Origin of the sequence: Paenibacillus sp. cl141a (assembly GCF_900109305.1) — a bacterium.
GTDB lineage: Bacteria > Bacillota > Bacilli > Paenibacillales > Paenibacillaceae > Paenibacillus_AQ > Paenibacillus_AQ lautus_A.
In genome coordinates, this window is sequence record NZ_FNZO01000001.1 from 832,828 (window position 1) to 846,513 (window position 13,686).

The 13,686-nt window shown below is 52.8% G+C and carries 10 protein-coding genes; 9 read left to right on the forward strand and 1 reads right to left on the reverse strand.

Annotation, left to right across the window (positions count from 1 at the left end):
• Complete coding sequence (locus tag BMX45_RS03975; protein WP_090908587.1) at nucleotides 1-1,194, reverse strand: glycoside hydrolase family 88 protein; 1,194 nt, start codon at nucleotides 1,192-1,194, stop codon at nucleotides 1-3.
• 262 nt (nucleotides 1,195-1,456) lie between these two features.
• On the opposite strand from BMX45_RS03975, the gene BMX45_RS03980 reads away from it, so the two are divergent.
• The 9 genes from BMX45_RS03980 to BMX45_RS04020 all read left to right on the forward strand — a co-directional run bounded on the left by BMX45_RS03980 (nucleotide 1,457) and on the right by BMX45_RS04020 (nucleotide 13,609).
• Entirely contained in the window at nucleotides 1,457-1,639 is a 183-nt protein-coding gene (locus BMX45_RS03980) for a tautomerase family protein (protein WP_090908588.1), read from the forward strand.
• A 6-nt stretch (nucleotides 1,640-1,645) separates the two neighbouring features.
• The gene (locus BMX45_RS03985; protein ID WP_090908589.1) at nucleotides 1,646-2,608 is read left to right on the forward strand and encodes an ABC transporter permease; all 963 of its coding nucleotides are present in this window, start codon (nucleotides 1,646-1,648) and stop codon (nucleotides 2,606-2,608) included.
• 18 nt (nucleotides 2,609-2,626) lie between these two features.
• Nucleotides 2,627-3,499 (forward strand): carbohydrate ABC transporter permease, encoded by an 873-nt coding sequence (locus BMX45_RS03990; RefSeq protein WP_090908590.1) that lies wholly within the window; start codon nucleotides 2,627-2,629, stop codon nucleotides 3,497-3,499.
• Nucleotides 3,500-3,624: 125 nt separating this feature from the next.
• Nucleotides 3,625-5,202: an extracellular solute-binding protein gene (locus BMX45_RS03995; protein ID WP_090908591.1), complete on the forward strand. Its 1,578-nt coding sequence runs from the start codon at nucleotides 3,625-3,627 to the stop codon at nucleotides 5,200-5,202.
• A gap of 92 nt (nucleotides 5,203-5,294) precedes the next feature.
• Nucleotides 5,295-6,362: a response regulator transcription factor gene (locus tag BMX45_RS04000; protein WP_254777941.1), complete on the forward strand. Its 1,068-nt coding sequence runs from the start codon at nucleotides 5,295-5,297 to the stop codon at nucleotides 6,360-6,362.
• A complete protein-coding gene (locus tag BMX45_RS04005; RefSeq protein WP_090908593.1) occupies nucleotides 6,359-8,230 on the forward strand; it encodes a cache domain-containing sensor histidine kinase in 1,872 nt (623 codons plus the stop codon). The genes BMX45_RS04000 and BMX45_RS04005 overlap by 4 nt, the downstream gene beginning before the upstream one ends.
• Before the next feature lie 15 nt (nucleotides 8,231-8,245).
• Nucleotides 8,246-9,013, forward strand: coding sequence for an SDR family NAD(P)-dependent oxidoreductase (locus tag BMX45_RS04010; RefSeq protein WP_090908594.1), 768 nt, complete (start codon nucleotides 8,246-8,248; stop codon nucleotides 9,011-9,013).
• A gap of 8 nt (nucleotides 9,014-9,021) precedes the next feature.
• The gene (locus tag BMX45_RS04015) at nucleotides 9,022-11,256 is read left to right on the forward strand and encodes a heparinase II/III domain-containing protein (RefSeq protein ID WP_090908595.1); all 2,235 of its coding nucleotides are present in this window, start codon (nucleotides 9,022-9,024) and stop codon (nucleotides 11,254-11,256) included.
• Nucleotides 11,240-13,609, forward strand: a complete 2,370-nt coding sequence (locus tag BMX45_RS04020; protein WP_090908596.1) for a DUF4962 domain-containing protein — start codon at nucleotides 11,240-11,242, stop codon at nucleotides 13,607-13,609. The genes BMX45_RS04015 and BMX45_RS04020 overlap by 17 nt, the downstream gene beginning before the upstream one ends.
• Nucleotides 13,610-13,686 lie beyond the last annotated feature (77 nt).

Sequence of the window (13,686 nt, forward strand, 5' to 3'; positions counted from 1 at the left end):
TCAGAAGATCCGGTTTTTCCATCCCATTAGCTTGGCTGCGCTCTCAACATAATAGTAATCGCCATAAATGAGCGAGACGTTTATATTTTGTCCGGCGGGCAGATGCCCGGTGGCCTCTTTCAGTATGCCTTCATAATCCGGGTCATCCCATTCGGCGTAACGGTTCGTCAAAGAGTCGATGATACACAAGGCACTGCTGCGGTACAGAGCGCGTTCTGCTTGCGGGACGAGGTCCGCGATTTCAAGCAGCCCGGATGCGGCGCAGGATGCCGCGGATGTATCCCTTGGCACCGGTGCCAATGGGGATGTTTCCGTCCCGTCATGATCGGGGGATCCCAAACCCTTGCGCTCCGCCCGAAAATCCCAAAGCGGAACGGAATCTTCCTCTAGGGAAGCCGCGAAGAAATGAGCGACTCGCTTGGCCGCGTCGAGATACCGAATATCGCCGGTATACCGATAGGTGTTCGCCATCCCGTGCAAAGCCCAGGCTGCTCCCCGGCTCCAGGCCGATTCCGGTCCAAAGCCTTGCCCGCCGAGCGATTCCATATATTCTCCCGTCAACGGGTCAAACCGGCAGATGTGCCGAACCGAGCCGTCGGGTCTAATGAAATGTTCAGCAACCGTATTGGCTTGCTCCCTGGCGATATGAGCGAATCTCGGATCGCCGCTCTCCTCGGAAGCCCAGAACAAGAGGGAGAGATTCATGGTGGAATCGATGATGGACCAGCCTTCGTTTCCGTGGTTCCACGAGGTAGGCTTCACCTGATTCCAAGCGCGAATGAATCTGCCGACGGGGTTAAACCTTCCTGCGAGCAGGGTAGCCGCCAACAATCCTCTCCGCCTGGCATCCGGATCGCCGGTCAGTTTATATTTGATGACGGCCGTCGGCAGAAATTGAAAGCCTACATCGTGATGAAAGTTACTGTCTCCGATCAGCGCCTCTTCAAGCCGGATATCCCATTCCCAAGCCCATTCCTGATACTGCGGCTGCTTGGTCATATCATACATCATCCATAGCATCCCCGGCCAAAAACCGGAGGTCCACCAATCGATCCGGGTGGAATCATAGATCCCGTTCTTTGTGGCATGGGGAACTTTGCCTTGGAGCTGATCCGTCATACGCGTTACTTTCTTTTCGAGTTTTCCCCATAACGACGCATAGATCGTTCCCTCTTCCTTCACTTGTCCGTTCATCGCTAACCTCCCATAACTGATGGCATCGAGCGGCCCGTGTTGGCTTCTGCTTTGAACCATTGTTCCACAGAACGCTACGAATTTCTAGACCATCCGTTTAAAAACTGTTGAAATCACAAGCCGAACTTAAAAAAACACAAGCCTCCACAAGCACCTAAAAAAAACACAAAGGAACCGATCTTCCTCCATTGCTGCCCGGTCATGAAAACTTATAGGATAAGGATATTCATCACATCCATTTCCTATAGGAGGCGATCAGCCGATGCCGCAAATTACGATTAAAATGTACGAAGGACGCACGGGTGAGCAGAAGAACGAAATCGTTGACGTTTTTACAAAGGAGCTGTCGCGGATCATTGACCGGGAGCCTGAATTTATCAGCATCCGGTTTGACGAAATTCCGATAGATGACAACGCACCGGCCCATTTGAGAAACAAGAGGTGATGACAGATGGCCGAGCCAAACAAATCAGCGGTAAGCCCGATTCTGGAGGGAAAGCTTGATAAAAGGAGAAAGCTGCTGGGATTCATGTGGAAATACAGGGCGCTGTACTTCATATCGCTGCCGGGACTGCTGTTCTTCGCATTGTTCAAATATGTTCCGTTAATGGGCTCCGTGATCGCATTCCAGAACTACAATTTGTTTGCGGGCGTAACGGGAAGTCCCTGGGTGGGCCTTGAGCACTTTGGGCGAATGTTCCAGCACTATGATTTTTTGAAAATTCTGCGCAATACGCTTCTGCTGGGTACATATGACATTCTGTTTGCTTTTACGGCCCCCATCGTCCTGGCTTTATTGCTGAACGAGGTTCGCCAGGTCGTCTACAAGAAAATTGTCCAGACGATATTCTATGCGCCGCATTTTCTGTCATGGGTCATTGTAAGCGGTATCTTTGTGGGCATCCTGTCCCCATCATCGGGGATCGTGAACGTGGTGCTCGGGTGGTTCGGCATCGAACCGATCTATTTCCTCGGCGAAGATTCCTACATTCGAACGGTATTGGTGGGCTCTGGATTATGGAGAGATGTCGGCTGGGGAACCATCATCTATCTGGCGGCGCTCGCAGGCATCAATCCGGATCTCTACGAAGCCTCCGAAATCGACGGAGCGGGGAGATGGCGCCAGACCCTCAGCATTACCCTGCCAGCGCTGCTTCCCGTGATAACGATCCTGTTCCTGCTCAAGATCGGGGATTTCATGGATTACGGGTTTGAACGCGTATTTGTGTTTCAGAACCCGCTTAACATCCAGTCCAGCGAAATTTTGGACACGTACATTTACAAAGCCGGCTTGCAGCAGCTTCAGTACAGTTATGCCACCGCCATCGGGGTGTTCAAGTCCGTTGTCGGCTTGTTCCTGATCACCATTGCAAACACCATCAGCAAGAAAGCGACCGGCGAGTCGCTGTATTAGAGGGGAGTGACCACCAACGTGAAATATGACAGTGCAGGCAGAAAAATGTTTCTTGTATTGAACTATACCATCCTTACCTTTCTTGCACTCACCATGCTGCTCCCTTTTCTCAATGTCATTGCCCAGTCGTTCAGCAGTCCGGGCGCTATCGATCGCGGAGAAGTGATGTTCTGGCCGGTGGAATTTACCTTTGCATACTACAAGCATGTATTCAACGATGTTTCCATCTGGAGGGCATTCGGGATCAGCGTCTATATTACGATATTCGGAACCTTCATCAATCTGGCAGCAACGGCTTCGCTGGCGTACCCGCTCTCCAGGCCCGAATACGTCGGCAGAAAAACCATCATGATTATCATCCTGTTGACCATGATTTTTACGGCGCCGCTCATTCCGCAATTCATTCTGATGCGCGAGCTGAATCTCGTCAACACGCTGTGGTCCTTGATGCTGCCATCGGCGATCAGCGCATTCAACCTGTTCGTGCTTCGCACGTTCTTCACCCAAATTCCGTGCGAACTGATCGATTCGTCCCGAATCGACGGATGCAGCGAGGTCCGTACCTTATGGAGCATCGTGCTTCCGTTATCCAAACCGGCGCTGGCAACGGTAGGGATATTCTATTCCGTAACGAATTGGAACAAATATATGGATGCCCTTTACTATATCAATGACCGCAGCAAGTACCCGCTCCAGGTCAAATTGAGGGAACTTCTGGTGAACGAGGGCCTGACCGATACGGGCAACATGGCGTTCGAAGCAAGCTCGCAGTCCGTGCAGGGCATTCAGATGGCGGTTATTCTGGTAGCCACGCTGCCCATCATTCTCTTGTATCCGTTTCTGCAGCGCTTCTTCATTCACGGGATGATGATCGGGTCGATCAAAGAATAACCCTAAAAAAACAACAAACCGAGCCAAAGACATTCCTTGTTCCCGCCCAGACGGCTCTCTATACTGATATTAAGTTTGAAAGCGCTATTATAAGCAACTATATTAGCTTGAAAAGAGGGGTATTCATGAGAAAAAGCTGGACACGTGCGCTTACGTCAGGTCTTGTACTGGCCATGCTCGTCGGCTGTGCGGGCAATAATGGCGGAGGCGGAGGAGCCAACGCCGGGGGCGACGGCCAAGGCGGGAATGAAGCGGGAGCCACGAAATTTTCCATTTCGATGCGGACGCTTAACGTTTCCTACGTTGAGAAGAATCCGGATATCAACAAGGATAAGTACGTGCTGGAGCTAGAGAAGATGACGAATACGGACCTCGATATCCGCCTCATTCCGCATAACGAATATCAGGATAAAATGGTGCAGATGTTCGCAACGAACGACATACCGGATGTGGTGCAGGGCACTGGCGGAATCAGCGGTCCCGAGCTGGCGGGTGCCGTAGAGAACGGAGTCTTTCTTCCGCTCAATGACCTGCTGCAGGAGCATGGGCAGGACCTGCTCAAGTTTATCCCCGAGGAAGCCTGGAAGCGGATGACGGATTCCAAGACGGGCAATATTTACGGGATTCCCGAAATCTTGTCCAATCCGTCCAGACGGGCCACATGGATTCGGACCGATTTGCTGGAAAAGGTAGGCAAGGAGATCCCGACGACGGTGGAAGAGACGATGGAGGTTCTGCGCGCGTTCAAGGAAGCCGGGGTGGAGCAGCCTTATGCGGGACGTCAGAATTTCAAATATGCCGATACCTTCTTCGGCGCCTATGACGTGCTGGGTTACCTGAACCAATTCAAGGTGTTCCCGGACGGGCAAGTAAAGCCGACCTTTTTTGACGAAGAAAATATGAAGCAGGCCATTCAGATCTATAAGACGATGCATGAGGAAGGATTGATCAGCAAGGAATTCGCGACCATTGAAAGCGCGGATTTCAAATCCATTGTCACGAGCGGTAAAGCCGGCATGTGGTCTATGAATGCCAACGAGCTTCCGATCTGGGGAACCCAGCTGAAGGAGAATGTGCCGGACGCGAAAGTAGCGCTGATTCCTTCGCCTGTAGGACCTGACGGTAAAGGGGGATATGCCCATTATAATCCGGTCACGCGTTCCTTCTTCATCAACGCGAAGGCGAAGGATAAAGCGGAGGATATCGTGAAGTTCTTCAACTGGATGGTCAGTGAGGACGCGGAATTGTTCTTCAGCTTCGGCATCGAGGGCGAGGATTATCAGGTAACTGACGGAAAGCCGATCTTCGAGGTGCCGACGGACGCGGCAGGCGCGGATAAGATGCGTTATTTGAACTACTGGCTGTGGCTGGTGCAGGACACAACGTACAACAAACGCGTGTCCGAATTGTCCGATTCCGGCAAAGAGCTGATTGATGCTTTTGATAACATGTTATCGACTGAGGGCCGCCGCGGAATAGAATTCGACCCGAGACTGGAGGCGATGGTGAAATATCCGGAGCTGAATCCGAAGTCGGATGAACTGCCTCCGCTGATTCTGGAGCATGTGCTCCGCATGGTATACGGCAGGGAGCCGATCGATAACTACGGCAAGGTGCTCGAGGAGTATCTATCCAAGGGCGGTAAAGAGATTATTGAGGAAGCCACAAAACGATACAATGAAAAAGAAAACGCTTTCGAATAGGCGGGGCATGTTTTAGTATAGTGTTGAAGAATGACTCCTCTGCTTGTCCAAGCAGAGGAGTATCTTGCTAAAGCTAAACTACTCTCGCTGCTTTGAAAGGGGAATGGGTGATGTACCGCATTCTGGTCGTTGATGATGAACCTATGATAAGGATGGGCTTGGCGAAACTGATTACGCAGACGGATCCGGCCATGATTCAAGCGGCAACGGCCGGAAACGGCATGGAAGCATTGGAATCGATCCAGACGGCACGACCGGACTTCATATTTACGGATATCAAGATGCCCAAGATGGACGGCCTGGAGTTAAGTAAGCAGCTATATGAAAAATTTGGAGACATCACGGTCGTTGTCATCTCCGGTTACGGCGATTTCGAATACGCCCAGAAATGCATGTCGTATGGGGTAAAGGAATATCTGCTTAAGCCCGTGACCAAATCGGTGGTACATAACACCATGAATAAATTGATGGCGGATCGAAAGTCCATACAGGAGAAGCAGCGGTTCTATTTTCCGCTTTCCAAGCTGGAGGATTGGTTGGAGCAGCTTGAGCTGGCCGTATGGCATCTACAAATGAACGATATCCAGGCGAAGCTGCAGGAGATTGAGGATTACTGCAATGAGCGCCGGCTCGAATCGATCCAGCTTCAGGAGCTGCTGGATGAGCTGTACGCAAAACTGATCAAGCAGTTAAACGGCAGGGACGTGTATTCGTTTGAACGCATGACGGGAATCTCGGGGACGGAGCCGGGAGGGAACCATTATTATTTCGAGAGATTTCGTCAAGCCGTGAATCAGACGGTAAAACTCATACGAGAGAAGAGAAAAGGAAATGCCAAGGAGCCTGTAGAGGAAGCAAAAGCCTATATTGAGCGCAACTTGTCCCGCGATCTCTCGCTGGATGAGGTGGCCGACATGCTTGGACTCAACCCGTCGTATTTCAGTCAGCTGTTCAAGCAGATGACGGACGAGACCTTTGTTCATTACCGGATCAAGAAACGAATGGAGAAGGCGAAGAAGCTCCTTGCCATTCCGCATTATAAAATTACGGACATTTCATTCGAAGTGGGGTATGCGGATCATCCTCATTTTACCAAAACCTTTAAGAAGGTCACCGGTTACACCCCTTCCGAATACCGGGAGATGCTGGGGATTGAATGATGCGGAAGAGCCTGTCCCGTCAAATCTTCTTGTACTTTTTCATCGTCGTGTTGTTCTCGCTTACCACGGTTGGCGTCTTCATCTATATGAAATCATCCGAAGCGATTGACGAGCAGGTCGAGAAGTATATGACTACCGTCATCACGAACGCCGCAAGGCAAACGGATAATCAGTTGAAAATGTTCGAGCGGATCAGCAATACGATTTTGCTGCAGGATTCGGTGAAACGATTTTTGGATATGGACCCGAGCGACAGCTATGAGCATTACCGGTTCACCCATCTCATCCGAAAGGATGTCTTTCAGAAGATTTTCATTCAATACCCCACGCAGACCCATATGATGTACATTCTGGGGTTCCATGGCCGGTCGATTTTCGATCAGAACCAGAACTTCTCCGCCATGTCGATCGATCCGTCGGGCCGACTTCGTGAATTGACGGAGAAGACGCCGGGGAACGGGGAGATCGTCATCTTGAAGACCAGCCTGCTGGAACAGGATCGCGACAACGTCATTACGGTTGCCCGCAAAATCAGGGGAATGGATTCCTACGACGTTAAAGGCGTGCTTGCGGTAGAGTTCAATGAAGATCAGCTGTCGGGTTTATGGAATGGCGTCGACCTTGGGGAGCAGGGTTTCTTTTTCATCCTGGATCGCGAAGGCGAGGTCGTTTATGCCCCAGAGCACGTGGATATGGAGGGAATCACGACCACGGACCTGCCGAAGCGCATTATCGCCAGGGGCGACCATCGCTTCATTGAACCGGTATTAGGCGAGAAAGCGATGATCATCTCGCGCCAGTCCGAATATTCGGGCTGGAGCCTCGTCATAATGATGCCGCTGGATGAGCTCCGGGCGCCGATTTCGGGCATCCGCTCCACCACCATTATCGTAGGCTTTGTCACCTTGTTCATTGCGCTCGTTCTGGCATACAGATTCGGGAAATCGATCGTGAATCCGATCCGCAATTTGAAGAACGGGATGAGGCAGACGGAGAAGGGAAACTGGACGCACATCACCGACGCGAAACCGCGCGAGGATGAAATCGGGGGATTGATCCACAGCTACAATCTCATGGTCAGCCGGTTGTCCGACATGATCGAGCAGGTATACGACACGGAGCTCCACAACCAGAAGACGCAGCTGGAGCTGCAGGACATTCAGCTGGAGCGTCAGCGTGCCGAGTTTCAAGCGCTTCAATTGCAGATCAATCCGCATTTTTTGTACAACACGCTGGAAACGATCAATTGTTACGCGATCGTTCAGGATTCGGACGAAATTTCGGACATGGTGGAGGCCATGGCTTTCATGCTTCGATATTCCATTCAGACCAATCTGGAGGAAATCACGATTGCCAACGAGCTAAACCATGTGCGGCATTACATGATGATCTTGAAGCATCGGATCGGGCGCGATTTTGAGATCGAGGTGGCAACGCCGCCCGAACTCCTGTTGGAGAAGATGGTCAGGCTCTCCCTGCAGCCGATTGTGGAGAACATTTTTCAGCATGCCTTTCCGGAAGGAATCGAGGCGTGGCATTACATTCGGATTGATACGAGAGTCGACGGAGACAATTTGCTGGTCATTGTCGAGGACAACGGGGCAGGCATTGCGGAACATAAGCTTCATAAACTGCGCAAAAGGCTCGAGGAAAACCGCCTGGTCGATGATGAAGAAAGGATACGCGCCCGGCGCAGGGGCGGCATCGGCATCGTAAACGTCCATCGGCGAATTCAGATGGTTTACGGCGAAGCGTACGGGATAACGGTTCATAGTTCGCCGAGTCAAGGCACAAGCATCGTCATGACGATGCCGCGAATGGAAAGAATGCGTGAGCAAGAAAACAGGCTGAAACAGCTGCAAACCTAATCAGGAGGGGTCAACATGCAAATCAATCTATCGGGTAACGTCGCTTTAGTCACAGGATCTAGCGGAGGAATCGGTCGGGCGGTTGCCATCATGCTGGCGAGAAGCGGAGCCAAGGTAGCGCTGAATTATCTGAACAGCAAGGAGGCTGCCGACGAGGCCGTTGCCGAGATCCGGGATTTTGGCGGCGAAGCCCACGCTTTTCGCGCAGACGTTGCGCAAGCAGAACAGGCGGAGGCGCTTGTGGCGGAAGTGGAGAAGGCGTTTGGCGGACCGGTAACGATTCTGGTTAACAATGCGGGGCATTTGGTCCAGCGGCTGGCAAATGCGGAAATGACCGAGGAGCTCTACGCCAAGATCATGGACGTCAATATGAAAAGCACGGTATTCGTGAGCAAAGCTGTCATTTCGGGCATGAAAGCGGCCGGTCAAGGCCGCATCGTGAACATGACCTCCGTTGCGGCGCACAACGGCGGCGGACCGGGCGCTAGCATTTATGCAGCGAGCAAGGCTGCTGTCCTGAGCTTTACCAAAGGCTTGGCGAAGGAGCTTGCTTCAAGCGGAATTAATGTGAATGCCGTATCCCCGGGCTTTATCGGGCAAACGGCGTTTCACGCGACCTTTACCCCGGATGATGCGCGCAAAGCTACCATTCAGGGCATTCCGCTTGGGCGAGAGGGCAAGCCGGACGATGTCGCCGGATCCGTGCTGTTTCTCGTCTCGGAGCTGTCTTCTTATATAACGGGTGAGACGATCGAAATCAACGGCGGCATGTTCATGCGATGAGGGATTGGATGAAGGTGAAGGCGAAGCTGAACTCGTATGCGTGGGGCGAGCAAACGATCGATATCCTGAAGGCTGAACTGGACCAAGTGATCGACCGGAAGCTGGATATTCCTGTTGACCCCGGCGGCTGGTGGCATCAATTCGTTTGTCCCGAACATCACACGGAGCTGTTGTTTGATCCTCTGGAAGCCGACAGCAGCACCTTTCGCTGTCCGTATGGCTGCGAATGGGAAGGAGAACCGTATCGGGGAGCATGGCTGGTATTCAAGCATCAGGCCATGGCCCGATATGCTCTGCAATCCGCCGCCGTCTATGCGGGCACGGGGGAGAGGGTTTACGCCGATCTTGGAAAAAGGCTGATCGTTCGGTATGCGAAGCAATTTCCGCTGTATCCTGTCCACCCGGATGCACAGCCATGGATGCTGAAAGGGAGAGCATTCCATCAGGCTTTAACCGAAGCCATCTGGGCAACGACGCTTCTTCGTGGATATCTGCTTCTGCGGGATGAAGGCGTACGGTTTGATGAGGCGGATCTTCGGAAGATTGACCGGTTCCTGCACATGCTGGAGAGCAGCATGACGGAATATCATCATATTTTGTCCCGGGAACGCGGAAATCCTGAGAACAACTATACCGCTTGGCTGATCGCCGCTTTGTTCTGTATCTATGCGGTGCAAGGCGAAACGAAGAAGCTGAAGCAGCTGGTTGAGCAGGAAGGGGGGCTGCGCCATCATCTCACCATTGCCGTCAAGCCCGATCAGCTTGAATTTGAAGGCAGCATTTACTATCACGTATTCGTGCTCCGGGCTTACCTGATAGCTGCGGAAATGGGGAGCAGGGTTGGTGAAGATCTATTTTCCCTGAGAGGGGAGCAAGGCCAATGCATGCAGGGAATGCTGTCGGTATTGGTTCGATTGTCAGACCCAAACGGCTTCCTGCCTGCACTTCACGACGGTCCTTATCGCAGGGCCCCGTTCGCGCGAGAAATTGCGGAAATTATGGAGATCGGTTTATCCGTATATGGGGATAAGAGCTATCGACGATTGCTTGGCCATGCATATCGGGAACTGAACGGAGAAGCCGGCAGAATCGGCATGCTGGAGGCACTGCTGTACGGCACGGGATCTTGGGATGGCCGAAACGGAATGGCCGCTCCCGGCATAAGGAACTCCCATATGTTAAAATCGGGCGAGATATGGGAAACGGGGGATATTATTGAAGTACAGGTCACCCGTGAGGTCCCAAGACCGGGAGACGCTATGCAAGTTGATTATGATCTGACAGCTCATGAAGCGGGGGGGATAGAATGCGGTAACTTAAATCATGCCGACGGCGAATCGCCTAATTCCGTTCTTCTTCCTTACAGCGGGTTCGCCCTGTTAAGGACAAACGATCCCCAAGGCCTTCAAGCGTTGATTGATTTTGGCCCCCATGGCGGATCGCATGGTCACTTTGATAAGTTGAATCTGATGATTCATGCCGGGGATCAGCCTCTTTCGCCAGATCGTGGAACTGTACCTTATGGATCGGTTCTGAAAAAGGAATGGTACCCCCATACTGCCTGCCACAACACCGTCTCCGTAGGCGGCCGCTCGCAGAATCCGGCCGAAGGCAAATGCATGCGGTATGAATCCGCTACAAACCGTTCCTATATTTGGGTTCGGGCCGATGAGGCCTACGATCATGGCGTTCTGGACCGGCATTTGATCATGGCGGAAGATTGGCTGCTGGATTGGTTCGAGGTGGAATTGGATGAACCGGCCGCCGTGGATTGGTGGTTTCATTACGTCGGCACAGGGCAGCTTCGCCAAGGTTCGGATGAGGTTCAGTACAGCGGGTCGGCGGAACCGGGAAACGAGGACGGACACGCATACGTAAAAGAGCGCTCCTCTAGCGTATGGTCCAGAGACGGAATGCAGGTTGACCTTCGTATCGCTAACGAGTCAGGAGCGCTTGGGGTAGCATCCTTTGCCACCTTTGAAGGCACGGTATGCTCACGCGTGGAATCACCTGGGCTTGCTGACGATCCCAGCCGTCCCATGGAAGGAATCCGGCTTCGCCGATTGGATTCGAAAGCCCGCTTCATCGTCGTTTATCGTGCCGGAAATGAGCCGATATCCTTGGGATGGAGGCATGCTGCGGACGGGGATTGGCTCCATCTGTCGGATGGAAGAACGGCAAGAAGCTTTACAATGACCAACAACGGGTTGAAGGAGAGGGTGCTCGATGAAAACCTTGTTTGAACCGAAAAGCGGATTATTGTCCGTGCCGTATCAACCGGACGAAGGGAGCAAGCTGCTCGAGAATCCTCCCCGCTTCACCTGGATGCCTGGACAGCTTGAGGACGACCGTTATATGCTGCAGATCTCGACTTCACCCTCGTATGAAACGGGGGCCACAACGACGATATCGCCGATTCCCTATAACTTATACACTCCGGATCAACCGCTGGAGCCGGGTACTTATTATTGGCGCTATGCCTTGCTGACCGGGGAGCAAGTGGAGGATACCGAGGACTTGGAGCATAACCGTTCTTCTTGGAGTCAATCCCGAATGTTTCATGTCCCGGAGGGGCTGCCCGAGACTCCCCTGCCTGGCAGAGCGGAAAGGTACGAACGCACGCATACCGGTCATCCGCGGTTATGGTTGGACGAAAAGGGGATTGAGGCGTTCCGGGAAGGTCTCCGCAAGGATGAAGATTACTGCGGCTGGCAGGCCTTTTACGAGAGATCGGTCCTTCCATGGGTGAATAAGCCGCTAATCCCGGAACCGGAGCGTTATCCGGGCAACAAACGCGTCGCGAAGCTGTGGCGACAAATGTACATGGATTGCCAAGAAACGCTCTATGCCGTCCGGCATTTAAGCGTGGCAGGAGTTATATTGCAGGATGATGCTTTGATAGCCAAAGCGAAAACGTGGCTGCTCCACGCGGCCCGTTGGGATACGGAGGGAACAACGTCCCGCGATTACAACGATGAAGCCGCTTTCCGCATGGTCGGGGCGCTTGCCTGGGGGTACGACTGGCTTCACGATTACCTCGGCGCTGAGGAGATTGATCTCGTCAGGGGCGCCTTGCTGCGCCGTACCGAGCAGGTGGCCTTCCATGTGATGGAGCGCTCGAAGATACATCACGTCCCTTACGACAGCCATGCGGTTCGTTCGTTATCCTCGGTTCTGGTCCCTGCCTGCATCGCCATGCTTCATGAAGAAGCGAGCGCGCGGACATGGCTGGATTACACGCTGGAATACTACGCCTGCCTCTACTCCCCATGGGGCGGAGAGGACGGGGGCTGGGCAGAAGGGCCGCTCTATTGGACAACCGGCATGGCATTCGTGATCGATGCGCTCAATCTCATCCGCAATTACGTAGCGATCGATTTTTATAAACGTCCGTTTTTCTGGCGCACCGGCGATTTTCCGCTATACTGCAGCAGTCCGGATACGATTCGGGCCAGCTTCGGCGACCAGTCCTACCTCGGAGAACCTGTCAGCCTGAAGACGGCCTTCAATATTCGCCAGTTTGCAGGCATTACGGGAAATGGGCTGTATCAATGGTATTTCGAACAAGTGGCCAAATCGGATACGGATGCCGACTCCAAATTTTATAATTATGGCTGGTGGGATTTCCGGTTTGACGATATGCTGTATCGGCATGACTATCCTCAGGTGGAAGCCGTTCCTCCATCGGATACCGTTCCCTTTGCCTTATCGGACGCTTCGGAACCCAATGAAGGGGCCATTCAATCCGTCAAATGGTTCCGCGATATTGACTGGGTGGCGATGCATCACCGGATGGATGATCCGGATGAACACATCATGCTGCTTGCGAAGAGCAGCCGATACGGCTCGATGAGCCACAGTCACGGTGACCAGAACGGCTTCCTGCTGCACGCATACGGCGAGCCGCTGGCTATCGAGAGCGGGTACTATATCGCCTTCGGCAGCACGATGCATATGAATTGGCGGAGGCAGACGCGCTCCACGAACAATATTCTTATCGATGGCCATGGTCAGTATGCGGGAAAAGACAAGGTTCTCTGCATCGAGGCCAGCGGCAAGGTGGAGCAAGTCGACGCTGCAGCAGGCTTGGGGTACGCCCGCATGAACGCAACGCAGGCCTATCGGGAGAACGTCCCCTACCTGGAGCGTTATGTGCGCGAAATCTATTTCTTCGACGAATCTTATGTTGTGATTGTGGATACGGTGGACCTTGCCAAGCCAGCCAGCATCGAGTGGCTGTTCCATACCTTGAACCGGATGAAGTTGTCGGGGCAGACGTTTCGGGTAATGGGCAGCAAAGCGGAGATGGAGGGGCGATTCGTGTACTGCTCCTCAGGCGATCTATCGTTGAATCAGCATAATCAATTCACCGGCGTCGATCCCGAAGAGATCGAAGGGCTGGATAACCAGTGGCATCTGCATGCGGAGACGAAGTCAGCTTCAAGCCATCGCATCGCGACCCTCCTGGTGCCGATGAAGGTGGATGAGAGTAAATACGTCTCGTATTTTCTGGATGATCAGGACCATGGGGTTCATATCTATTTTACGAACGAAGACGGGAACACCAGGAAAGTGGAGGTGCCCAAGGCGTATTAAGCGGGGGAGCGCCGATGCGATAACGAATGCCAAAAGACTCAACATACAGCAGCCTTTACTGGAGTTGAGTCTTTTTT

What these genes read in the sequence shown, in the direction of transcription:
- BMX45_RS03975 (WP_090908587.1), bottom strand. Translation starts at nt 1,194, where the DNA reads ATGAACGGACAAGTGAAGGAAGAGGGAACGATCTATGCGTCGTTATGG.
- BMX45_RS03980 (WP_090908588.1), top strand. Translation starts at nt 1,457, where the DNA reads ATGCCGCAAATTACGATTAAAATGTACGAAGGACGCACGGGTGAGCAG.
- BMX45_RS03985 (WP_090908589.1), top strand. Translation starts at nt 1,646, where the DNA reads ATGGCCGAGCCAAACAAATCAGCGGTAAGCCCGATTCTGGAGGGAAAG.
- BMX45_RS03995 (WP_090908591.1), top strand. Translation starts at nt 3,625, where the DNA reads ATGAGAAAAAGCTGGACACGTGCGCTTACGTCAGGTCTTGTACTGGCC.
- BMX45_RS04005 (WP_090908593.1), top strand. Translation starts at nt 6,359, where the DNA reads ATGATGCGGAAGAGCCTGTCCCGTCAAATCTTCTTGTACTTTTTCATC.
- BMX45_RS04010 (WP_090908594.1), top strand. Translation starts at nt 8,246, where the DNA reads ATGCAAATCAATCTATCGGGTAACGTCGCTTTAGTCACAGGATCTAGC.
- BMX45_RS04015 (WP_090908595.1), top strand. Translation starts at nt 9,022, where the DNA reads ATGAAGGTGAAGGCGAAGCTGAACTCGTATGCGTGGGGCGAGCAAACG.
- BMX45_RS04020 (WP_090908596.1), top strand. Translation starts at nt 11,240, where the DNA reads ATGAAAACCTTGTTTGAACCGAAAAGCGGATTATTGTCCGTGCCGTAT.